General features: G+C 74.4%; 18 protein-coding genes. 15 read left to right on the top strand and 3 right to left on the bottom strand.

Annotated elements, in window-relative coordinates:
• Window positions 1-197 precede the first annotated feature (197 nt).
• Genes SGA01_RS07290 through SGA01_RS07300 form a run of 3 tightly spaced genes read left to right on the top strand, consistent with a single transcriptional unit; the run spans window position 198 to window position 3,569 of the window.
• The gene (locus tag SGA01_RS07290; protein WP_055639574.1) at window positions 198-848 is read left to right on the top strand and encodes a helix-turn-helix transcriptional regulator; all 651 of its coding nucleotides are present in this window, start codon (window positions 198-200) and stop codon (window positions 846-848) included.
• Window positions 848-1,516, top strand: a complete 669-nt coding sequence (locus tag SGA01_RS07295; RefSeq protein ID WP_141294491.1) for a Pvc16 family protein — start codon at window positions 848-850, stop codon at window positions 1,514-1,516. The genes SGA01_RS07290 and SGA01_RS07295 overlap by 1 nt, the downstream gene beginning before the upstream one ends.
• A 4-nt stretch (window positions 1,517-1,520) precedes the next feature.
• Window positions 1,521-3,569: an ATP-binding protein gene (locus tag SGA01_RS07300; RefSeq protein ID WP_229918275.1), complete on the top strand. Its 2,049-nt coding sequence runs from the start codon at window positions 1,521-1,523 to the stop codon at window positions 3,567-3,569.
• Window positions 3,570-3,644: 75 nt separating this feature from the next.
• Here the strand turns inward: SGA01_RS07300 and SGA01_RS40930 are convergent, their stop codons facing one another.
• Window positions 3,645-5,354 carry a COG1470 family protein gene (locus SGA01_RS40930; RefSeq protein ID WP_167534036.1) on the bottom strand — a complete coding sequence of 570 codons (1,710 nt, stop codon included), beginning with the start codon at window positions 5,352-5,354 and terminating at the stop codon, window positions 3,645-3,647.
• A gap of 216 nt (window positions 5,355-5,570) precedes the next feature.
• Between SGA01_RS40930 and SGA01_RS07310 the strand changes: the two genes are divergently transcribed.
• From SGA01_RS07310 to SGA01_RS40935, 4 genes are all read left to right on the top strand, one after another.
• Window positions 5,571-7,151 (top strand): phage tail sheath family protein, encoded by a 1,581-nt coding sequence (locus SGA01_RS07310; protein WP_141294495.1) that lies wholly within the window; start codon window positions 5,571-5,573, stop codon window positions 7,149-7,151.
• An 80-nt stretch (window positions 7,152-7,231) separates the two neighbouring features.
• Entirely contained in the window at window positions 7,232-7,675 is a 444-nt protein-coding gene (locus tag SGA01_RS07315) for a phage tail protein (RefSeq protein WP_024754772.1), read from the top strand.
• The gene (locus tag SGA01_RS07320; RefSeq protein WP_055639579.1) at window positions 7,675-8,094 is read left to right on the top strand and encodes a hypothetical protein; all 420 of its coding nucleotides are present in this window, start codon (window positions 7,675-7,677) and stop codon (window positions 8,092-8,094) included. Before SGA01_RS07315 ends, SGA01_RS07320 begins: the two co-directional genes overlap by 1 nt.
• Window positions 8,091-8,243 carry a DUF6760 family protein gene (locus SGA01_RS40935; RefSeq protein ID WP_017242135.1) on the top strand — a complete coding sequence of 51 codons (153 nt, stop codon included), beginning with the start codon at window positions 8,091-8,093 and terminating at the stop codon, window positions 8,241-8,243. Before SGA01_RS07320 ends, SGA01_RS40935 begins: the two co-directional genes overlap by 4 nt.
• A 653-nt stretch (window positions 8,244-8,896) precedes the next feature.
• Here the strand turns inward: SGA01_RS40935 and SGA01_RS07325 are convergent.
• Window positions 8,897-10,138, bottom strand: coding sequence for a hypothetical protein (locus SGA01_RS07325; protein WP_141294497.1), 1,242 nt, complete (start codon window positions 10,136-10,138; stop codon window positions 8,897-8,899).
• Window positions 10,139-10,268: 130 nt separating this feature from the next.
• On the opposite strand from SGA01_RS07325, the gene SGA01_RS07330 reads away from it, so the two are divergent.
• The 8 genes from SGA01_RS07330 to SGA01_RS07365 all read left to right on the top strand — a co-directional run bounded on the left by SGA01_RS07330 (window position 10,269) and on the right by SGA01_RS07365 (window position 18,247).
• Window positions 10,269-11,018: a hypothetical protein gene (locus tag SGA01_RS07330; protein WP_141294499.1), complete on the top strand. Its 750-nt coding sequence runs from the start codon at window positions 10,269-10,271 to the stop codon at window positions 11,016-11,018.
• A gap of 71 nt (window positions 11,019-11,089) precedes the next feature.
• Window positions 11,090-11,527 (top strand): phage tail protein, encoded by a 438-nt coding sequence (locus SGA01_RS07335; RefSeq protein ID WP_055639582.1) that lies wholly within the window; start codon window positions 11,090-11,092, stop codon window positions 11,525-11,527.
• A gap of 1 nt (window position 11,528) precedes the next feature.
• Window positions 11,529-12,269: a CIS tube protein gene (locus tag SGA01_RS07340; protein ID WP_055639583.1), complete on the top strand. Its 741-nt coding sequence runs from the start codon at window positions 11,529-11,531 to the stop codon at window positions 12,267-12,269.
• Window positions 12,266-14,083, top strand: coding sequence for a VgrG-related protein (locus tag SGA01_RS07345; RefSeq protein ID WP_141294501.1), 1,818 nt, complete (start codon window positions 12,266-12,268; stop codon window positions 14,081-14,083). Before SGA01_RS07340 ends, SGA01_RS07345 begins: the two co-directional genes overlap by 4 nt.
• Before the next feature lie 13 nt (window positions 14,084-14,096).
• Entirely contained in the window at window positions 14,097-14,495 is a 399-nt protein-coding gene (locus tag SGA01_RS07350) for a GPW/gp25 family protein (RefSeq protein WP_024759521.1), read from the top strand.
• A gap of 11 nt (window positions 14,496-14,506) precedes the next feature.
• Complete coding sequence (locus SGA01_RS07355; RefSeq protein WP_141294503.1) at window positions 14,507-16,498, top strand: putative baseplate assembly protein; 1,992 nt, start codon at window positions 14,507-14,509, stop codon at window positions 16,496-16,498.
• Window positions 16,495-17,064 (top strand): phage tail protein, encoded by a 570-nt coding sequence (locus tag SGA01_RS07360; protein ID WP_141294505.1) that lies wholly within the window; start codon window positions 16,495-16,497, stop codon window positions 17,062-17,064. Before SGA01_RS07355 ends, SGA01_RS07360 begins: the two co-directional genes overlap by 4 nt.
• Before the next feature lie 4 nt (window positions 17,065-17,068).
• A complete protein-coding gene (locus SGA01_RS07365) occupies window positions 17,069-18,247 on the top strand; it encodes an NADase-type glycan-binding domain-containing protein (RefSeq protein ID WP_141294507.1) in 1,179 nt (392 codons plus the stop codon).
• Between the two features lie 10 nt (window positions 18,248-18,257).
• Here SGA01_RS07365 and SGA01_RS07370 read toward each other — a convergent pair whose 3' ends face one another.
• On the bottom strand, window positions 18,258-20,369 hold the full coding sequence (locus SGA01_RS07370; protein WP_141294509.1) for a hypothetical protein: 2,112 nt from the start codon (window positions 20,367-20,369) through the stop codon (window positions 18,258-18,260).
• Between the last annotated feature and the right edge of the window lie 100 nt (window positions 20,370-20,469).

The following is a 20,469-nucleotide window of genomic DNA, read 5'->3' on the forward strand; positions in this document are numbered from 1 at the left end:
GCGTGAGCACCCCTGGCGAGACTGGAAGGGACCACGGTGGCCGGTGAACCGGCCACGCACCAGCTCGACTCAGGGGGCCCCACCATGCGCGCCGACCAGCGGCCGCGAGACGCTCGCCCACCCGTTTTAACCGCCGCGCCCGGGTGCCCGACCACACCCGGACCGTCACGGCGAGCGGGAAAGGGCAGGTGGCCGGAGTGCTCAACACGCGGGTGACGGTGACCGTCCACGCATCCGATCCGCTCAGCAGGGCCGGGCTCATCAGCCACCTGCGGCACCAGCCGACCGTCGACTTCATCCCCGAGCAGGACGACGGTGACCGGGACTGCCCGGCGGTGGCCGTGATGCTCGCCGACCGGATCGACGAACCGACCACGGCCGAACTGCGGCGTCTGCTGCGCGGCAGGGACCAGCGTGTGGTCCTCGTCGCCCGGGAGCTGCGCGAGCCTGACCTGCTCGCGGTGGTCGAGTACGGGGTGCGCGCCATCATCTGGCGGCACCAGGCGACCGAGCAGCGGCTGGTGAGCGCGGTGCACAGCGCGGCCCGCGGCGAGGGCGAGCTGCCGCCGGACCTCGTCAGCCGGCTCCTGAACCAGGTGGGACGGCTCCAGCGGGCGACCACGACGGGGGCGGCCACCGGCGGCGCGGTGCCGCTCTTCGGCATGGCGCCGCGCGAGGTGGACGTCCTGCGGTTGCTCGCCGAGGGCCTGGACACCCGGCAGATCAGCGAGAAGCTCGCGTACTCCGAGCGGACCGTCAAGAACATCCTGCACGCGCTGATGACGCGTCTCCAGCTCACCAACCGGGCGCATGCCGTCGCGTACGCGCTCCGCGAAGGCTACATCTGATGATCCATGAGATCGACGAGTCGCTGCGCCGTCTCCTCGCGCCGGCCGTCACGGGCGACATCGCCTTCGACGCGCCGACCCGCGACTGGGCGGCGCGTCGCAACTCCCCCACGCTGAACGCCTATCTGTACGACATCCGGGAGGACGTGGCGCGGCGGGAGCGCGGGGCCTACGCCGAGCGGGACGCCCACGGGATCGTGACCCGCAGGCGTCAGCCGCCGCGGTGGTTCCGGCTCTCGTACCTGGTGACCGCCTGGACGGCCCGGCCGGAGGACGAACACCGGCTGCTGTCGGGGGCGTTGGCGCTGCTGCTTCCCCATGAGGTACTGACCGGCGACGCCGTCCCGGAGTCCGTGCGGCCCATCACCGAGTCCCTTCCGCTCGCCGTCGCGATGCCGCCGGCCGAGTCGCGGTCGCTCGCGGACATCTGGTCGGCGCTCGGGGGCGAGCTCAAACCCTCCCTGGACGTCGTCATCAGCACGCCGTTCCCGGTCACACCGGTGTACCAGGTCGCGCCGCCGGTCACCGAAGGCGAGCTCGTCGTCCGCGGGATCGACGGAACGCCCGGCGACTCCAGGCCCCGCATGATGCGGCGCTCGGTGACCACCATGAGCACCCCGGGCGCCGCGACCACCGCGAAGGCCACGGGGACCGAGGGTGGGCGGTGACGGCGTGCTGGAGCTGATCGCCACGCTGCGCGCGCGGGTCGCCGCGCTCGTGGACACCCGCGCCGCCGGAGACCCCACGGCGGGCGATCCGCTGCGCGGCCTGTACATCACCGAGGAGACGGCCCGAAGGATCGCCGCCGAGCCGGTGCGCACGGTGGGACACGACGCCCTCGACACGCTCCCGGACGCCCCCTCCACGCCTCCGGGCACCGCGGCCGTCCTTCCGGACACCGTGGCCACCCTTCCGGGCACCGGCGGCTCGGACCGGCTCGCGGCGCTCACCCGGAGCTTCGGCCTGTCCGCGCTCGACGCGCACATCCTCGTCGCGGCGCTCGCGCCCGATGTGGACCGGGGCTTCGAGGCCTTGTACGGGTACCTCAACGACGATGTCGGGCGGCGCCGGGCGACCGTGGCGCTCGCCCTCGACCTCGCCGGCACCGGTCCCTTCGATCCGGCCGCCCGCGACCGGTTCCACGCGGCGGCGCCGCTGCTCTCCGGAGGGTTGCTGGTCGTCGAGGACGCCGACCGGCCGCTCCCCGGACGGGCGCTCCGCGTGCCGGAACGCCTCGTGGCGCACCTGCTGGGCGACGACAGCCGACTGGACGCCGAACTCCTCGGTGTGGGAGTGGAGTTGCTTCCGCCGACCGGAGCGGAGGCGCCCCGGTCGGCTTCGGAGGCCGGGACGCTCGGCGCACGTGTCGCGGCCGCCGGGCCCGTGACCGTACACCTGCGGGAGCGGGTCCCCGGCGCCGCCACCGATTCCGTCGTGGCCGCGCTGCGCGAGGCCGGGCGGCCCGTGCTCCGGTACCGGCCGGAGTGTGTCGACGTCGCGACGGCGCGCGCCCTGCTGCGGGAGGCACGGCTGCGCGGCGCCGCCGTGGTCGTCGAGCCGCTTCCGCCGCAACCCACGCCCCTGGTAAGGCTGCTGGCCTCGTCCGGTGCGACCGTCGTCCTCGCGGGCACCGACGCGCCCGACCCGAGGTGGGCACCGGACGCGGAGCTGCTCGCGCTCGACGCCCCGGACGGGGCGACGGTCCCCGGTGACCTGTGGCATCGCGAACTGGGCGAGCGGGACGGCGACTTCGACCTGGAATCCGCCACCGCTCCGTACCGCCTCAGCGGCGACCAGGTCCGCCGGGCGGCTCGCTCGGCGCGGGCGCTCGCGGCGTTCGAGGGCACCGAGCCCACACTCGCCCATGTGCAGCGCAGCGCCCGGCTGGTCTCCGCGCCGCTCCTGGACAGCCACGCGCGACGCATCCGGCCCGCCGTCGGATTCGCCGATCTCGTGCTGCCGGACGGGCCGTTGGGGATGCTCCACGAGCTGACCGGGCGGGCCCGCGACCGGGACCGGGTGCTCGGCGAGTGGCGGCTGCGCACCGGCGGCGGACGCGGACGGGGTGTCGTCGCGCTGTTCGCCGGCGAGTCGGGCACCGGCAAGACGCTGGGCGCCGAGGTCGTCGCGGGCGAACTGGGCCTGGACCTCTATGTGGTGGACCTCTCGTCGGTCGTGGACAAGTACATCGGGGAGACGGAGAAGAACCTGGAGCGGATCTTCGTCGAGGTGGACCGCACCGACTGCGTGCTCCTCTTCGACGAGGCCGATGCGGTGTTCGGCAAGCGGTCGGAGGTGAAGAGCTCGCACGACCGGTACGCCAACCTGGAGAGCGCGTATCTGCTCCAACGGCTGGAGTCGTTCGCCGGGATCGCGGTGCTCACCACCAACCTCCGGGCCAATATCGACGAGGCGTTCACCCGCCGGCTCGACCTGGTCGTGGACTTTCCGTTCCCGGACGCCGCGCAGCGGGTCGCGCTCTGGCACTCCTGCCTGGCGGGTACGCCGAAGGCCGACGACGTCGGTGAGGAGATCACGCGCTGCGCGGCGGAGTTCGAGCTGGCGGGCGGCGCGATCCGCTCGGCGGCGGTCACGGCCGGGTACCTGGCGGCGGCCCGCGGCACGACGGTGACCGGCGCGGACGTACGGGCCGGGGCGCGGCGCGAGTACGAGAAGGCGGGACGTCTTGTGCTGGACGCGGGCATGCCCTGGGCTCCGTAGGAGTCCTCCCGGAACGGCCGAGGGGGCCACCCGTGCGGGTGGCCCCCTCGGCCGTTCCTGCCCCTGCTCCTCGGCTCACTTCACACTGCCGCCGACCATCTTCTTCAGCGTGTCCCAGTTGACGGTCCCGTTCGCCGGCAGGCCGACGGCCGACTGGTACTGCTTGATGTGCGCGGCGACCTCCGTGCTGTACTTGCTGGTCCTGTCCCGCTGCAGACGGTAGTGGTCGATTCCGTACTGGGCGTTGGTGCGCGCCGTGACCATGTCGCCGCTGTCGAAGCCGCGGTTGATGGCCCACCAGAAGGCCGCCATCAGCTGGGTGGTCTGCCAGGTCGTGGCGCCCGCCTTCACCGAGTCGGGCGTGATTCCCTGGGCCCACAGCGAGGTGAGGGTGGCCCGGCCGAGTTCGCCCCTCGTGTCGGTGTGGAAGATCGCGGCGGAGTTCTTGCCCTTGTTCTCGCCGTCCGAGACGACGAGATCCTGGTAGCAGACGAGGGAGGCGCGGGTCCTGGCGTCGATCACTCCCCTGGTCCAACCCGGCTTGAGATCGCAGGCGTTGTTCAGGGAGGCCAGCTTCTCCTGGGCGAACTCGACGACGATCTCCGGCGCGTCGCCGGCCCGCCACGGGGGTGCGTTCCTCACCGGGGCGACCGGCGGGGCCGTGGTGGGCTGCTTGTTCCCGCCGTCTCCCGTGCCCGGTGCCGGTGCGGTGGTCTCGCCGCCGTCCTCCACGGGCTGGGTCGACGTGCCTTGGGTGGGAAGGAGTTCGGTCGTTTCGTCGTCTCCACCGCCGCCGCCGCCTCCACCGCCGCCTCCGCCGCCACCACCGACATCGCCGCCACCGCCGTCCCCACCGGTGTCGTCACCGGCAGGCGGCGGTGCCGCTCCGTCGGTGGCGGGCGGGGGGCCACCGGGCTCGTTGTCGCCGGCCGGCGGCCCTCCGCTCTCGTTGGGCGGCGGGGGCGCTTCCGGAAGCGTGTCCCCGCTGCCCTGCGGCGCGGGCCTCGGCGCGTTCGTCGACCGGATCTCCTTCGCCGCGCTGACGATCTTCGGGGAGAAGTTGAACCAGAGCACGACGAAGGCGATCGCGGCGGTCAGCAGCAGTCCGCCCACCACCACGAGCCAGTTCCCGAGGACGGGGCGCTGGTCGAACGTGGCGTCGAGGTCGAGGGCGGTGTCGTCGCCCGCCCGCCGCACGGACACGGTGAAGCGGTGCGACTCCTCGGCGCCGGTCCAGCGCACCGCCTGTGGCCGCACCACGAGTTCGCCGAAGGCGGCACGGCCCGGGGCGATCTGCACGGAGTTGGGCCGTACGTCGAAGGTGAGCCGGTTCGCGTCGTCGCGCGCCACGAGGGACGCGGTCAGCGGAGTGTTGCCGAGGTTGTCCACGGCGATCCGGGCCCGGCCGCGGAAGCGGCCGAGGAGCGCGGGCGGCAGCAGTTCGGCGCGCGTCTCGGTGAAGGGAGTGAGGGTCAGCCGGCCCTCCAGCACGTCGCGGGAGCCGCTGTTCTCCCGGGGGTCGACGCGGATGCCGTACGCGACGGGTCCGGCTTCGACGTCCGACGAGCGAGGCGGGGCGAACGAGATCTCCGCGGTCCCCTCGCTGCCCGGGTAGAGGCGGAGGACGTCCGGCTCCACCCGGGACCAGCCCGAGGGTTTGCCGACGATCGAAAGCCGGTACTCCTCGACGGTGTCCCCGGTGTTGCGTACCCGCAGGCGGGCGGAGGTCCGGGCCCCTGGCTCGACGGTCACATCGGCCGGGTCCAGAGAGGTCCACATGGTCATGGGCGAAGGCTAGGGGGGCGGGCAGGGTGCGTGGCTGCCCGAAAGTCCCTGTCCGCGGGCAGCATCGCGTGCCCCCTCCGCCCCTCCGGCCGACCCTTGGGGCGCGGGACTTTCGGGCACGTTCTCCTGCCCTCGTGCCCGCCCGTTCACTCCTCCCGCGAGGGCCCGCCTCGGAGGAGAGTCGGCGGTGACCCCACCAGCGAGGAGCAACCGACCGTGCCCACGTACCTGTCCCCCGGCGTCTACGTCGAGGAAGTCGCCAGCGGCTCCCGTCCCATCGAGGGCGTCGGGACCTCCGTCGCCGCGTTCGTCGGCCTCTCGCCCGTCGGGCCGCTCAACGAGCCGGTGCTCGTCACCAACTGGTCGCAGTACGTGGCCGCCTTCGGTGACTTCACGGACGGGTACTACCTCGCCCACTCCGTCTACGGCTTCTTCAACAACGGCGGCACGGCGGCCTACGTCGTGCGCGTCGGCGGCGGGGACGCGCTCGGGGCCACGCAGGCCATCGGGACCGCCGCGCCCGTCGAGCCGCAGCTCGTCGCCGGCGAGGCCGTCGGCCTCGGCGCCTTCCGGGTCGCGGCGATCACCGCCGGCTCGGAGGCGGGCGGCGCGCTCACCGTCGAGGTGCAGGACGTCGAGGGCGACACCGAGCGCTTCAAGCTCGTCGTCAAGGACGGCGAGAAGGTCGTCGAGTCCTTCGACGCCTCCGCGAAGAAGAGCGCCCGCAACTACGTGGTGGCGCAGGTCAAGCAGCGTTCCAAGACCATCGTCCTCGAGGAGGCCGCGGCCGGCGCGCAGCTCGTCAAGCCCGACGCGCAGGCCGTGACCCTCGCCCCGCCCGCGCAGGTTCCCGCCCCGGTCGCGGCGCGGACCGGCGGGTCCGCCGCGCTGGAGTCGGGGCAGTTCATCGGCGACTCCGCGGACCGTACGGGCTTCGGTGGCCTTGAGGCGTACGACGAGATCAACATGGTCGCCGTGCCCGACCTGATGGCCGCCTACCAGCAGGGGCTCATCGACCTGGAGCAGGTCAAGGCCGTCCAGCTCGGTCTCATCGCGCACTGCGAGCTGATGGGCGACCGGATGGCGATCCTCGACCCGCCGCCGGGGCTCAACGCCCGTGACATCCGTACGTGGCGTCAGGAGACGGCCGGTTACGACTCGCGGTACGCGGCCCTCTACTACCCGTGGATCAAGTCCTTCGACCCGGCGACCGGCCAGACCCGTACGGTTCCGCCGTCCGGGCACATGGCCGGGGTGTGGGCCCGCAACGACTCGGAGCGCGGTGTCCACAAGGCCCCCGCCAACGAGATCGTGCGCGGCGCGGTCGACCTGGAGCTCCAGATCACGCGCGGGGAGCAGGACCTGCTCAACCCGATCGGCGTGAACTGCATCCGCGCGTTCCCGGGCCGCGGCATCCGGGTGTGGGGCGCGCGGACGCTGGCCTCCGACCCGGCCTGGCGCTACCTGAACGTCCGCCGCTACTTCAACTACCTCGAGGAGTCCATCCTCGTCGGTACGCAGTGGGTCGTCTTCGAGCCCAACGACCAGTCCCTGTGGGCGCGGATCCGCCGCAACATCTCGGCGTTCCTCGTCAACGAGTGGCGCCAGGGAGCCCTGTTCGGCCAGCGGGCCGAGGACGCCTTCTACGTGAAGTGCGACGCCGAGACCAACCCCCCGGAGTCGGTCGACCTCGGCCGTGTGGTCTGCGAGATCGGCATCGCCCCCGTGAAGCCCGCCGAGTTCGTCGTCTTCCGCCTCGCGCAGTTCCAGGGCGGTGGCGGCGACCTGGAGGAGTAGGCCACCGGCCCCCTCCGCTCGCCACCGCACCGCCCTCTCCCTCACACCAGCACCCGCCACGAGAACAGGAGTGATCCCGTATGTCCCTCGACACCGGTGACGCCCTCACCACCCACAATTTCGGCCTGCAGATCGACGGCGTCATGGTCGAGACCCTGCAGGAGATCAGCGGCCTCTCGATGGAGCAGGACGTCATCGAGTTCCAGCAGGTCTCGGCGGACGGCAAGCCGATGATCAAGAAGCTTCCCGGCGTGAAGAAGGCCGGTGAGTGCACGGTGACCCGTGGTGCGACGCAGTCCGCCGCCTTCACCGAGTGGATCGCGTCCTCCATCGCCGGCGACATGGGTGCGGCCCGCAAGGACGCGTCCATCATCTTCCTCGACTACCAGCTCAGCGAGGTGAAGCGCTACAACCTCCGCAACGCCTGGTGCACGAAGGTGGAGTTGAGCGCGACCAAGGCCGGCGACGCGGCGGCCCTGACCGAGCAGGTCACCATCACCTTCGAAGAGCTGACCCTCGGCTAATGCGACGCGAAGGATCGGCGGGAACCCAGCAGCACCGCCAACAGGAGCCCCTCCGTACGGAGTTCGAGTTCGAGCTGCCGCGCGGGTTCGTCGACGAGGCGGGCACGGTGCACCGCAACGGGGCGATGCGGCTGGCCACGGCGCGGGACGAGCTGCTCCCGCTGCGTGACATCCGGGTCCGCGAGAACCCGGCCTACCTGTCCGTGGTGCTGCTCGGCCGGGTGATCACCCGGCTGGGCACGCTCCCGTCGGTCCACGACGGGACGGTGGAGAACATGTTCGCCTCCGACCTGGCGTTCCTCCAGGACTTCTACCGGCAGATCAACGCGGAGGGCCACACCAGGGCCGCCGTGGCCTGCCCGCACTGCGAGGAGTCCTTCGAGGTCGAGCTGGCCGGGAGCCGCCTGGGGGAATCGTGACGTACGCGGTCGACCGGATCGAGGAGGAGACCGCGTACCTCGCCTTCCACTTCCACTGGGGCATGGACGACATCCTCGACCTGGAGCACGCGGACCGGCGGAGGTACGTGGCACAGGTGGCCTCACTGGTGGAGCGGTCACAGGCGTAGGAGCGGGACAGCGAAGGGAGGTGGGAAAGGATGGGCATGTTCGGGAAGTGGCGGGCACGGAAGTCGTCCGAGGCGGGGGCCGGTGCCTCCGCGGAGAGCGCGGCACCGGTCGCCCGTGCCGCGGCGCCCGGGGACGCGTGGCGGGCTCTGCCCCCCGTGCAGCGCGTCGTCGACGCTCCGCGCACGATCGCGGAGCACGGCTTCGCCACATCGCTCGCGACCCACTGGAACCCCTCCTTCCAGACCGACCTCGGCCACGGCGCCCTGCCCGACGCCCCCGGCGGCCTGCTCCTGGACGCCGTGCGACCCGTACGGCGGGAGGCGCCCCGTCCGGAGGGCACGGAGCCGCCCGAACTGCCGGGGCTGCGGCTTCCGGTCGCGGGGACGGCGCCGGTTCCGGGGCCGGACGGCAGCGCCACTCCCCCGCCGGCCGTGCAGCGCGCGACCGCCCCTGCGGGCGTGCGGAGCGCGGGGCCGGGTCGTCACCCGGTCCGGGGCGTCGACGCCTCCGCTCCGGTACGTGAGGACGGCGCGGCTCGCGCGACCGGGCGCACGACCGCGCCCCGATCGGCTGCCGTGCCCGGGGCACCCGCATCGTCCCCGACTCCGTCCCCCTCCTCCGCGGCGTCAACCCGGCCGGCTCCCCAGGCGGTTCAGCGAGCCGCCGGACCCGTCGGCCGTCCCGTACCGGCGACCGGGCCGTCCGCGCCCGAGGCCGCCGCGCCGGCGGTCGGCGCGGTCCCTGGTCCGGTGGCGCCGACACCCGGCACCAAGCGCCCAGGGCCCGTCCGGCCCGCGCCCGTCCGGCGCTCGCCGCTGGTCTCCGCGCGGCCCGTGCAGCCGCCCCGGCAGCTGGCCCCGGCCGGTGCCGACCGGCCCGGAGGCACGACGACGCCGGGCACGGCGTCCGTCCAGCGGGCGGCAGCCCCTTCGCGTACGCCCGAGGGTGGATCCACCGCCCCGGCAGGGGCGCCGCCGACCGCCGCACCGGGGGCCTCGGCTCCCGTGCGGCCCCAGAACGTCCCGGGCTCCGCTCCCCCCGCGGGGCCCGGGACACCCTCCCCGACGGTCGGCACGCCCGCCGCTCCGGTGCAGCGCCGTGCTCCCGTACGACGCTCACGCCGCGCCCCGGGCGCCGACTGGAGCACGACGGCGTCGACCCCGACACCGCCCCCGGCACCCGCGCCGAGCGAGACGCCCACCGCGCCCGTGCTCCCGGTACCCGCGCCGAGCAAGGCTTCCGCCGTGCCCGTGCTTCCGGCATCCCCGGCGAGCGCAGCGCCCTCCGCGGCCGCACCTCCGGCACCCCCGGCCCCGCCCGCGCCCCCGGTCACCACGTCGTCCCGCGCGAACCCGCCGGCCCGTACGACCCCGGCGGCACCCGCACGCCCCTCGGCCGAGGCGCCGCGCACGAGTCCGGCAGCCCCGCAGACCCCGGCCGGCGCCACACCTCCCTTGGTGCACCGCGCCGCCACCGACGCGTCCGTACCCCCGGCAGCACCCGTGCGCCCGTCAGCCCAGCCGCCTCGCACGAGCCCGACGGCCCCTCCGACCTCCGCCACCTCGGGACCTCCCGTCGTGCAGCGCTCCGCCTCCGACGCGTCCGCGCGCCCCTCGGCCGAGGCACCCCGTACGAGCGCCGTAACGCCTCCGGCCAAGGCGCCGGCTCCGGCTCCGACCACCGCCACGCCGCCCGTCCGGCCCGGACTCGGCACCCCGTCCCAGCACTCCGCCCCCGACGCACCCGCGCCGCGCGCGAATCCGGCACCGCGACGGTCCCCGATCGGGGCGCCCATCACGCGCGCGTCCGCGATCCCGGAACCCTCCCGCCCCGCCGAGGTCACGCCCACGTCCGCGCCCACGTCACCGCCGGTCCAGCGCCTGGCGGCGCCCACGCCGAGCGCGCACGCTCAGCCCACCCCGGGGAAGCCCGTCCGGCCGAACACACCGCCGTACCCTGCCGATCCGTCTCCTTCGACGACCTCCCGGCTGCCCATGGCACCCGCCCCGGCTCCGGTTTCGTCGATGCCCGCAGCCACCGCGCCCGTGCCTCCCGTCGTGCAACGCTCCGCGGCCACCTCGATGCCCACCACCGCTGAGCCGTCCTCCACCCCGGCACCGGTCACGCCCGTCCCCCGGGCCACCGCCACCGACCTTCCCCTGGTCACCGTCACCGACCTCCCCCGGGCCACGGCGCCCGCCACCGTGCAGCGCCGGTCCGCGCGACCGCTCGCCTCCACCCGGCCGCTCGCCCCGAGCCTTCCCGCCCCCGCAAGCGCTCCCGCGAACGCCGTCGCCGGCCCCGCCGTCCCTCTCCTCACGCCCGGCCCCTCCCCCGTGCGGCCCAGCGACGCCGCCGCGCCCTCCGCCGCCCAGCCCCGCCCCGTCGTCCCGATCGGCTCGCCCCCGCCGGCGCGGTCCGTCGCCCGGCCGGTGTCCGTCCAGCGCCAGAGCGCTCCGCCGGCCGGCCCGACAATCACCCCCGTGGTGCCCGCCGCCACCGCCGCACCGGCGCCGCGGGCCGTGCCCAAGGCCGCCCCGGCCCCCCGCGCCACCACGGTCACCCGCACCGCCGCCGCGACGCCATCCGTGCAGCGCAGCGGCGCCACCCCGGCCGCCGCACCGGCCGGCGCGCCACTTCCCGCCGACGCCGAATCACCCACTCAGCTAGACGAGTTGGCCCGTCGGCTCGTCACCCCGCTGTCCCGGCTCCTGCGCGCCGAGCTCCGCGCCGACCGCGAGCGGGTGGGGCGTCTCCGGGACCACGGGCGCTGACCGCAACCGCCCCGGACCACGCCCGGCCTTCGCCGCCCGACCACGACCGACTACCCGAGAGACCCGCCACCATGCCCACGCAGCCGGACCCCGCATCCACCGTCTTCTTCAAGCTCACCATCGACGGCCAGGACCTCGGCCTGTTCAACGGCTGCGACGGCCTCTCCTCCGAGGTGGAGGTGGAGCAGCGGCAGGAGGGCGGCATCAACGGCTTCGTCTGGCAGCTCCCCACGCGTGTCACCTTCTCCACCATCCGGCTCACCCGTCCCCTCACCCCCGACACCGCCAAGGTGGCCGCCTGGATCTCGTCCCTGGCCACCGGCATCACCCGCCCGACGGCGCAGATCGCGGCCCTGCGCGCCGACGGGTCGATCGTCGCCCAGTGGGGTCTGGTCGAGGTGCTGCCGGTCCGCTGGACCGGTCCGACGCTCGACCCGGCGAGCCCGGCGGTGGCCACCGAGACCCTGGAGATCGCGCACCACGGGTTCACCGACGCGGGGGGCGCCTGAGATGGCCGGCCTCCTGGGCGCCCTCGCCGCGCGCGGACTCTCGCGCGCCTCGCTCGCCATCCATCAGCCGCCCACCGATCTCGGCGGCTCCATCGGCGGCAGGCTGGGCGAGGTGAAGTTCCAGTTCAACCCGGACCAGCTGCAGTTGAGCCGGTCCGCGAACTGGCACACCGAGCCGGCCGTCGCCTACACCCGGGGCGCGCCGCCGAAGTTCACCGGCAGCCAGCCGGCCCAGCTCCAGGTGGAGGTCTTCCTCGACCGCTCCGACGACCCGACCTCCAACGACGTGCAGCAGCAGGTGGAACTGCTGTTGTCCTGCTGCGAGGTGACCCAGCAGAGCATCAGCGCGAAGGCGCCGTCACCGCCCTGGGTGAAGTTCTCCTGGGGGTCGTTCTCGACGGTGCGGTTCGTCGCGTACGTCACCTCCGTCTCGGCGACGTACACCCTCTTCAGCCCCAGCGGCATTCCGATCCGCGCCACCTGTTCGCTGTCCCTCACCGAGGTCTCCACCGCCACCAAGGGGCAGAACCCGACCTCGGGCGCGCTCTCGGCCCGTCGTGTGCACCGCACGGTCGCCGGGGACTCCCTGGCCTCCCTGGCCTGGCGGGAGTACGGCGACGCGACCCGCTGGCGGGTCATCGCCGACGCGAACGGCATCGACGACCCGATGCGGCTGCGCCCCGGCACGGAACTGCTGCTCCCGTCCACCACCGAAACGCCGGAGACCGAGGGCACCTCATGAGCGAGAAGACCTTCACCACCGTCCTTCACGTGCAGCTCGACGGCACGCCGCTCCCGGACCCGCTCGCGGTCCGTCTCACCGAGGGCTGGGTGGACGCCAGCGTCAATGTCCCCTCCGCCTTCCAGCTGACCTTCTCCGACAAGGACGGCACGCTCACCACGAAGTTCCCGTACCTGAAGGTCGGGGCCATGGCGGTGCTGTCGCCTTTCACCGACGGGCGGCTCGGCGAGCCCATGCTCACCGGCGAGGTCACCGCCGTCGAGGTGGACGCGGCACCCGGCCACGGCCGGTACCTGATCGTGCGCGGCTACGACCCCGGGCACCGCCTCCTGCGCAGCCGGCGCGTCGAGGGCTATCCGAACATGACGGCCTCCGACATCGTCCGGAAGCTCGCCGCGCTCAACCGGATCCCGCTCGGGAAGGTCGACGCCACGCCGACGGTGTACGAGTTGGCGACCCAGCCCAACATCACCGACTGGGACTTCCTGTCCCGGCTCGCGCGGGAGAACGACGTCCGGCTCTCCCTCGACCCGGCGGGCCGGCTCGTCTTCGCCGCGCTGCCCCCGGCCTCCGCCGCGCCGGCGGACACGACTCCCGCGGCGCAGAGCCCGTACGTCCTGGACTTCGGCGCCAACACCCTGCACAGCCGGATCTCGGTCACGGCCGCCGGGCAGGTCGGGAAGGTCGACGTGCGCGGCTGGGACCCTCGTACGAAGCAGGCGCTGGCCGCGCCGACCCCCGCCGTGGCGAGCCGGGACATCGTCTCCGACATCACTCCGGCGCAGCTCGCCGCACCTTTCGGTCCGGCCGAACTCGCCGCGACCGACACGCCGTTCACGACGCAGTCGGAGGTGGCACAGGCCGCCGCGGCGCTCGCGGACGACGTCACCGGCTCGTTCGCGGAGGTCGAGGTCGCCGTCACGGGAAACCCGGCGCTGAAGCCGGGACAGCCGGTGGCCGTGAAGGGCGCGGGCTTCCCCTTCGAGGGCCGCTACACCGCGACCGGGGTGCGCCATGTCTTCGCCTCGGGGCGGCAGTTCACCACGTGGCTGACCGTGTCCGGGCGGCAGTTCCGTTCGCTGTACGGGACGGCCTCCGGTGGCGGCGAGCCGGCGCCGCCCATGCCGGGCGTGGCGGTGGCGCTGGTCACGAACACGAAGGACCCCCTGTCGCTCGGCCGGGTCAGGCTGCGTTTCCCGTGGCTGTCGGCGACGTACGAGAGCGGTTGGTGCCGGGTGGCCCAGCTCGGCGGGCGCGGGGGCGGCGGTCTCGTCCTCCCCGAGGTGGACGACGAGGTGCTGTGCGCCTTCGACCGCGGGTCGCTGGAGCACCCCTACGTGCTGGCGGGGCTGTACAACGGCGTCGACCGGCACACCCCGGCGACGGACCGGGTGCCGCCGGTGGATCCGACGAGCGGACGGGCCCAGTGGCGGTCGCTGACATCGCGCACCGGTCACACGGTGGAGCTGCGCGAGGAGGTCGGCCGGACGCGCGCCTCGCACGGCATCCGGCTGCGCACGGCGAAGGGGGGACTGAGCGTCGAGCTGAACGAGGCGCGGACGACCCTGACCATCGACAGCGACGGGACGGTCACGATCTCCGGGGCGCGGGGGGTCACGATCGAGTCGGGGACGGATCTGACGCTCTCCGCGAAGGGGCTGATCACCCTCGACGCGGGGCGCGGCGTGGACATCAAGGCCGGCATGAAGTTCAAGGTCTCGGCACTGACCCAGGCCGCCGTCAGCACCCCCATCTTCAACACCTCGACCCTCCCCCTGCTCAACCCCATCGCCGCGGCCCTGCCGCTGATCTGAGGAGGACCGACCCATGAGTGAGCACTTCGTCGGCGCGGGCTGGGCCTTCCCCCTGCGCACCGGTCCGAGCGGCTCCATCGCGCTCGTCCGGCGCGATCGCGAGATCGAGGAGTCCATGCGCCTGGTGCTCGCCACGGCGCCGGGCGAGCGGCCGATGCGGCCCGAATTCGGCTGCGCGGTGCACGAGTTGGTGTTCTCCCCGGTCAACGACGCCACGATGGGCCGGGTCCGGTACGAGGTGATGTCCTCGCTCGACCGCTGGGAGCCGCGCATCGAGGTGGAGGACGTCACGGTCGCCCCCGCGCCCACGGACCCGACCACGCTGTACATCGACGTCCGTTACCGGGTACGCGGTGCCAACAACCCGCGCAATCTCGTCTTCCCCTTCTACGTCATCCCCTCCGAGGACTGAAAGAGCCACCCATGGCCCTGCCCGCACCCCATCTCGACGACCGGCGCTTTCAGCAGTTCGTCGACGACGCCAAGCGCTACATCCAGCAGGCGTGCCCCGAGTGGACCGACCACAACGTCTCGGACCCGGGCGTGACCCTGGTGGAGGCCGTCGCGCACATGGCGGACCAGCTCGTCTACCGGCTCAACCGGGTGCCGGAGAAGAACCATCTGGCCTTCCTGGACCTCCTCGGCGTCACGCTGTTCCCGCCCGCCGCCGCACGCGCCGAGATCACCTTCCGGCTCTCCGCGCCGCAGCCCGAGCCGGTGCTGCTGCCCGCCGGCACGGAGGTCTCCACCGGGCGCACGGAGACCGAGGAGGCCGTCGTCTTCGCGACGCAGGCCGATCTGACCGTCGTGCCCTGCGAGTTGACCCATCTGCTGCGGCAGGAGGCCGGCGGCTCGCCGGAGGACCGCTCGCAGGACCTCCGGGGCGGCGAGGACGTCGCCGCGTTCTCTCCTCTGCCGCGCGTCGGCGATCTGCTGCTCCTGGGGCTCTCGGCGGCCGTGCCGGACTGCGTGCTCGTCCTCGACCTGGACAGCCGTGTCGACGGCGTCGGTGTGGATCCGCGCCGGCCTCCGCTCGTGTGGGAGGCGTGGTCGGCGGCCGAGGGATGGACGGTGTGCGAGGTCGACGAGGACTCCACGGGCGGGCTCAACCGGCCGGGCGAGGTGGTGCTGCACATGCCGTCGGGGCACGCGGTCTCGCGGCTCGGCGGGCACGCGGCGGGCTGGGTGCGCTGCCGGGTCGTGGACGCCGCCGAGGGACTGCCGTCCTACAGCGAGTCGCCGACCGTGCGGGCCGCGGGCGCCTTCACCATCGGTGGCACGGTCCGTGCGGCCCATGCCGAGACCGTGCGGAGCGAGCAGCTGGGCGAGTCGGAGGGCGTACCCGGGCAGCGGGTACGGCTGGCGCACGCGCCGGTCGTGGACCGGCCGCCGCTCCTCCTCCAGGTCGCGGAGCGGGCGGGCGGCAGTGGTCTGGACGACGACGACCCCGAGGGCGGCTGGGAGGAGTGGACGGCCGTCCGCGACTTCGCGTCCTCGCGCCCCGCCGACCGGCACTACACGCTGGACGCGACGACCGGCGAGATCGCCTTCGGGCCGTGCGTCCGCCAACCGGACGGCACCTTGCGGCAGTTCGGGGCGGTACCGCCGAAGGGCGCCGCGATCCGCGCGGCCCGGTACGGCACCGGGGGCGGCCGGGCGGGCAATGTGGCCCGCTCCACGATCACCGTGCTCCGCAGCTCCATCCCGTACATCGCGCGGGTCGAGAACCGCGAGGCGGCGCGTGGCGGGGTCGACGGGGAGACCGTCGAGGAGGCCAAGGCCCGCGCACCCATCACGCTGCGGGCGCAGGAGCGGGCCGTCACCGCCCGCGACTACGAGGAGCTGGCACGGCGGGCCGCGCCCGAGGCGGCGCGGATCGCCTGCCTGGCGGCGGACACCGCGGAGGCGGGCGAGAACGCGGTCCGGGTCCTGGTGGTCCCGCAGGCGGTGCCGGACCGGGGCGGACGCCTTCGGTTCGAGCAGCTCGTGCCGGGTGACGAGCTGCTGTCGCGGGTCACCGGATTCCTGGACGAGCGGCGCCCGCTGGGTACCCGGCTCGCGGTGGGGCCGCCGTTCTACCAGGGGGTGACGGTGGTGGCGACGCTGCACTCCTTCCGGGCGGCCGAGGCGGAGCGCGTACGGGCCGAGGCGCTGGACGTGCTGTACGCGTACCTGGACCCGCTGACGGGCGGGGCGCACGGCGAGGGCTGGCCGTTCGGGCGCCCGCTGCGGGCCGGTGAGGTCTTCGCGGCGCTCCAGCGGGTGCCGGGCGTGGAGCTGGTGGACGAAGTCCTGCTGCACCCGGCCGATCCGCTGACGGGCCGGCGGGGCGACACGACGGACCGGATCGAGCTGGCGCCGTCCGCGCTGCTCTTCCCGTTCGACCACCGCGTGCGTGTCATCGAGGCGCGGTGAGCGGGTCCGCGCGGGGCACGGTGCCGGGGCTCGCGACCCCGTACCCGCTGGGGGCGGCGCTGCCCGCCGTGTACGCCGAGGACGACTTCGGGCAGCGGTTCGTGGCGGGCCTCGACGTGGTCCTCGCCCCGCTCTTCAACGTCCTGGACTCGCTGGAGGCGTACTTCTCGCCCGCGCTCGCCCCGGCCGACTTCGTGGACTACCTCGCGACCTGGGTCGGCGCGGAGCTGGACGGCACGGAGCCGCTTCCGCTGCGCCGTCACGCGGTCGCCTCCGCCGTGGCGCTGCACCGGGTCCGGGGCACCCGGCAGGGGCTCGCGGCGGCGGTCCGGCTGGCCTTCGGCGTCCCGCCGGAGATCTCCGAGAGCGGTGGTGCGAGCTGGTCGGCCCGCCCGCTCGGCCCGTTCCCCGGGACGCCCGCTGCGGGGCTGCACGTCGTCCTCCGGGTCGCCGACCCGGCCGCCGTGGACCCGCACCGACTGCGCGCGGTCGTGGGCGCGGCCCGCCCCGCGCACCTGCCGTTCACGGTCTCGGTGACCACTTCCCGTTCTTCCGAAGGAGCCTGACCCCATGAGTGACGCGCCCCTGTCCCGCCCCTGCCCGGACTGCGCGAGCCCGGTCCGCGCGGCGGACCAGTCGTTCTGCGACAGCTGCGGGGCGTTCCTGCGCTGGGACGCCCCCGCGGCGACGCCGGACGTAGCCGCCGATCAGGAGGAAACGGTCACCGCCCCGCGGGACGAGTCCCCGGCGCGCCCCGACGAGAGCGCCCCGGCCCCGGACAGCCCGGACGTCAGGCCCGCCGCCCGCTCGGAGGAGATCACGACCCCGCTGCCCGCCGTGACCCCGGACACGACCACGGCCCCCGCCCCGGCTCCTGCGGCCGAGGCGAGCCCGGCGTCCGAGGAGCGTTCGGACACCGTCGTACGCTCGCTCCTCGTCCCCGTCCCGGGGAACAGGCCCGCGGAGCCGGCCGTCGCCGCTCCCGTGCTCCCCGCGCGCCCCGAGGCCGCTCGGCCCGCGCAGCGGGCGGCGGACGCGCCCGCCCCCGTCGAGGGCGGCACCCCGTGCCCGGCCTGTCGGCTCGCGAACACTCCGGGCCGTCACTTCTGCCGGTACTGCGCGACGCCCATGGTCCCCGAGCGGCTCTCCACGGCCGAGGGCCCGTACGCGGGCCGGCGGCCTGGGCTCACCCGTGACCGGGGCCGCTGGATGGTCCGCGCGCTGATCGCGACGGCGGTCGTCGCCGTGGTCGTGGGCGGTGTCGTCGGCGGCCCGCCCGCCGCGCGCGCGGTCCAGGACCACTTCGCCACCCGTGTCCCGGTGCACCCGGTCAGCTGGGCGGCCTCCCACTCCGCGCCGAAGCAGGACCCGAAGCTGGCGGGCGACGGGTACTCCAACACCTGGTGGGGCACGGGATACGCGGGCGACTCGGCGGGCCAGTATCTGGAGGCCGGATTCGCCGAACCGACGGATCTGCTGTCCGTGCTGATCACCCCGGGAAGCGCGAAGAACACCACGCAGGCGGACGGGCAGGCGACCCCGCGCACCTTCGACCTCGTGGTCAAGGACGCCTCGGGAGAGACGCGCGTCTCGCACCACCTGATCAACGACGGCGGTACCCAGCGCGTCGACCTGCGGGTGCGCGACGCCCTGTCGGTCCGCCTCGTGCTGCGCACGGCGTGGCGCGCCGACCCGCGCAAGCAGGTGGCCGTCGCGGAGCTGGAGTTCTTCGGCAGGTCCGTGTCCTGACGACGGCCCGTCAGTCCGCGGCGTGCGCGGCGATCCAGGCTCGCGCCGCCGTGAGTTCGGCCTCGGTCGGGGCGGGGCGCAGCTCGTCGGGGTAGCGGATCAGGTGGTGGTCGCGGGCCGCGCGCAGACCGATCGCGCGGGCCTCCGCGGACAGTCCGGGATGATCCGCGACGTCCTGCGCGCGCCGCCACCAGTCCCGGCGGCGCGGGTCGGCGGAGTAGTACCACAGGGGCTGCGCGGGGTCGGCGACGCCGATCAGGACCCGCTCCAGGTCGTGGGCGCGGATGCCCGGTGTGCCCAGCAGCCGGTCGGCGACGAGCAGTGGGGCCTCCCCGTCGAGCCGGGCCCGGATCAGGACCCAGGTCATGAGCTGGCCGACGTCGTGGGCGCCGGAGGTGACGAAGTCCCACAGTTCGGCGGCCTTCGTCTCATCGGGAGCGCCGAGGTGGGTGAGCAGGCGGAGGTCGTTCTTCCATACGGGTGTGGGCTTGTTCCACCAGGCGGACAGTGCGGCGGCGGCCGGGTGGTCCAGGTCGAGGGCCAGGCAGGTGAGCGTGACGAGCGGGTGGCGCCATTCGGTGTACGTGGTCCGGTACCGCTTGGTGAGCTCCTTCTTCCAGCGGGGCAGCAGCGCCTCGACCTCGGCCTCGGTGGCCGCGCCGTGGGCGAGGAGGAGTTCGAGGCAGTACGCGAGTCCCTGGACGCCGGTGCCGGGGTCGGCGACCTGGGCCCGCAGCCACCGGACGTCGGCGTCGGCGAGGGTCCGGTAGCGGTGCCAGTCGCGGCACAGAATGCCCTCGCCGAGGGTGAGGTCGGGGCCCGTTCCGGCGAGCAGCTCGTCGCGGGCGGCCTCGTACCGGTCGACTGCGGCCAGTGCTTCGGCGGTGTCGGTGCCGGTGGCGTCGGTGTACGCGGGGCCGAGCCGGACGGCCTCCTCGCGGACGTGGTCGACGTCGTCCCGCGCGAGCCCGGCGATGGCCACGCGCAGGGCGCGCGGGAGCCGTTCGTCCGTGCTGAACCGGACCGCCGCGAGAGCGCGGAAGAGGCGGCCGGTCGGGTAGTCGGCCCCGGTCGCACGCCGCCGGTCGGCCGTGACGGCGCCGGTGAGGGCGATCGCGAGGGCGCGCATCGCCGCCTCCGAGGTGCCGTGCGCGCCCAGTTCGGCGGCCAGCTCGGCCGCGGCCCTTACGGGGTCGGGTTCGCGGACCGCCCGGTGCGCCGTCAGCCACGCCGTGATCGTGGCGCGGTCGCCGGCGCGCCCGGGACCCCCGAGGACGGCGAGCTCCGCCGGGACGGCGAGCTCCCGCAGGACGGCGAGGCCGCGCTCGGACGGCACCTCGCCGAGGACGTCCGCCGCCCGGGCGCCGAGGGAGGCGACGACATCCCAGGCCTCTTCATGGTGGTGACGCAACAGCGCGTGGAGCACCGCGCGCCACGCGTCCCAGTCGGCGAGCCGGTCGGCGTACCGCTCCCTCCACGCGTCGAGGAGCCGTCGCGTCTCCTCGGCGGTGAGGGCGTCCCGCCGCTCCAGGGAGACCACGAAGCGCGCGGTGGCGGACGGGTCCAGGGGGTCACGCAGCCGGTCGTGCAGCCACGCGGCCTCGGCGGCGGTCAGCGGCCGGTGGACGAAGGGCAGTCGGGTGCGGTCGACCGGTTCGTCGAGCGCGGCGAGGAACTGGCGTACCCCGGCCGGGTCCGTCGGGTCGGGCAGTCCCGCACCGTCCCGGGTTGTCACCCGGTCCAGCCGGAAGGCGCCCTGGGGGCCTCCGTCGACGACCCGGAAGCCTGCCGGGCCGGCCCCGAGGCCGGCGGCGACGGCCGCGTGGTCACCGCCCCAGTACAGCATCAGCTCGCTCTTCAGCGCGCCGGAGCGGTCGAAGGCCTGATGCGCCTGCCAGTGCCAGTACGCGAAGGAGGTGCCGGTGGCGAGCCCGCGTACGGCGCACAGCTCGGCGGCGTCCTCGTGCCCGTCGGACTGGGTGTAGCGACTGCGGGTCGGCGGCGGAAGCACCACGAACCCGTCGCCGCCGAGCGTCTTCCACCAGCCCCTCACGCTGTCGAGATCCGAGGCCTCCCTGGCGGGAGTCCCGCCGGGCGCGGCAGCGTGACGGAGGCGGGCCATGTTCTGCTCCTCGGCGGTTCGGCTCCGGTGGCGTCGTGTCAGATCGGCCCGCGCTCACTCGCGGAGCCCCCCGGCTCCGTCGGAGTACTGTCGCATGTCC

This window comes from Streptomyces gardneri, assembly GCF_006539185.1.
Taxonomy (GTDB): domain Bacteria; phylum Actinomycetota; class Actinomycetes; order Streptomycetales; family Streptomycetaceae; genus Streptomyces; species Streptomyces gardneri.

Bases quoted from the DNA above. Each gene is read 5' to 3' on its own strand.
- SGA01_RS07315 (WP_024754772.1), top strand. From the start codon at position 7,232: ATGTCCCTCGACACCGGTGACGCCCTCACCACCCACAATTTCGGCCTG.
- SGA01_RS07320 (WP_055639579.1), top strand. From the start codon at position 7,675: ATGCGACGCGAAGGATCGGCGGGAACCCAGCAGCACCGCCAACAGGAG.
- SGA01_RS40930 (WP_167534036.1), bottom strand. From the start codon at position 5,354: ATGACCATGTGGACCTCTCTGGACCCGGCCGATGTGACCGTCGAGCCA.
- SGA01_RS07295 (WP_141294491.1), top strand. From the start codon at position 848: ATGATCCATGAGATCGACGAGTCGCTGCGCCGTCTCCTCGCGCCGGCC.
- SGA01_RS07355 (WP_141294503.1), top strand. From the start codon at position 14,507: ATGGCCCTGCCCGCACCCCATCTCGACGACCGGCGCTTTCAGCAGTTC.
- SGA01_RS07335 (WP_055639582.1), top strand. From the start codon at position 11,090: ATGCCCACGCAGCCGGACCCCGCATCCACCGTCTTCTTCAAGCTCACC.
- SGA01_RS07330 (WP_141294499.1), top strand. From the start codon at position 10,269: ATGCCCGCAGCCACCGCGCCCGTGCCTCCCGTCGTGCAACGCTCCGCG.
- SGA01_RS07345 (WP_141294501.1), top strand. From the start codon at position 12,266: ATGAGCGAGAAGACCTTCACCACCGTCCTTCACGTGCAGCTCGACGGC.
- SGA01_RS07365 (WP_141294507.1), top strand. From the start codon at position 17,069: ATGAGTGACGCGCCCCTGTCCCGCCCCTGCCCGGACTGCGCGAGCCCG.
- SGA01_RS07350 (WP_024759521.1), top strand. From the start codon at position 14,097: ATGAGTGAGCACTTCGTCGGCGCGGGCTGGGCCTTCCCCCTGCGCACC.
- SGA01_RS07370 (WP_141294509.1), bottom strand. From the start codon at position 20,369: ATGGCCCGCCTCCGTCACGCTGCCGCGCCCGGCGGGACTCCCGCCAGG.
- SGA01_RS07340 (WP_055639583.1), top strand. From the start codon at position 11,529: ATGGCCGGCCTCCTGGGCGCCCTCGCCGCGCGCGGACTCTCGCGCGCC.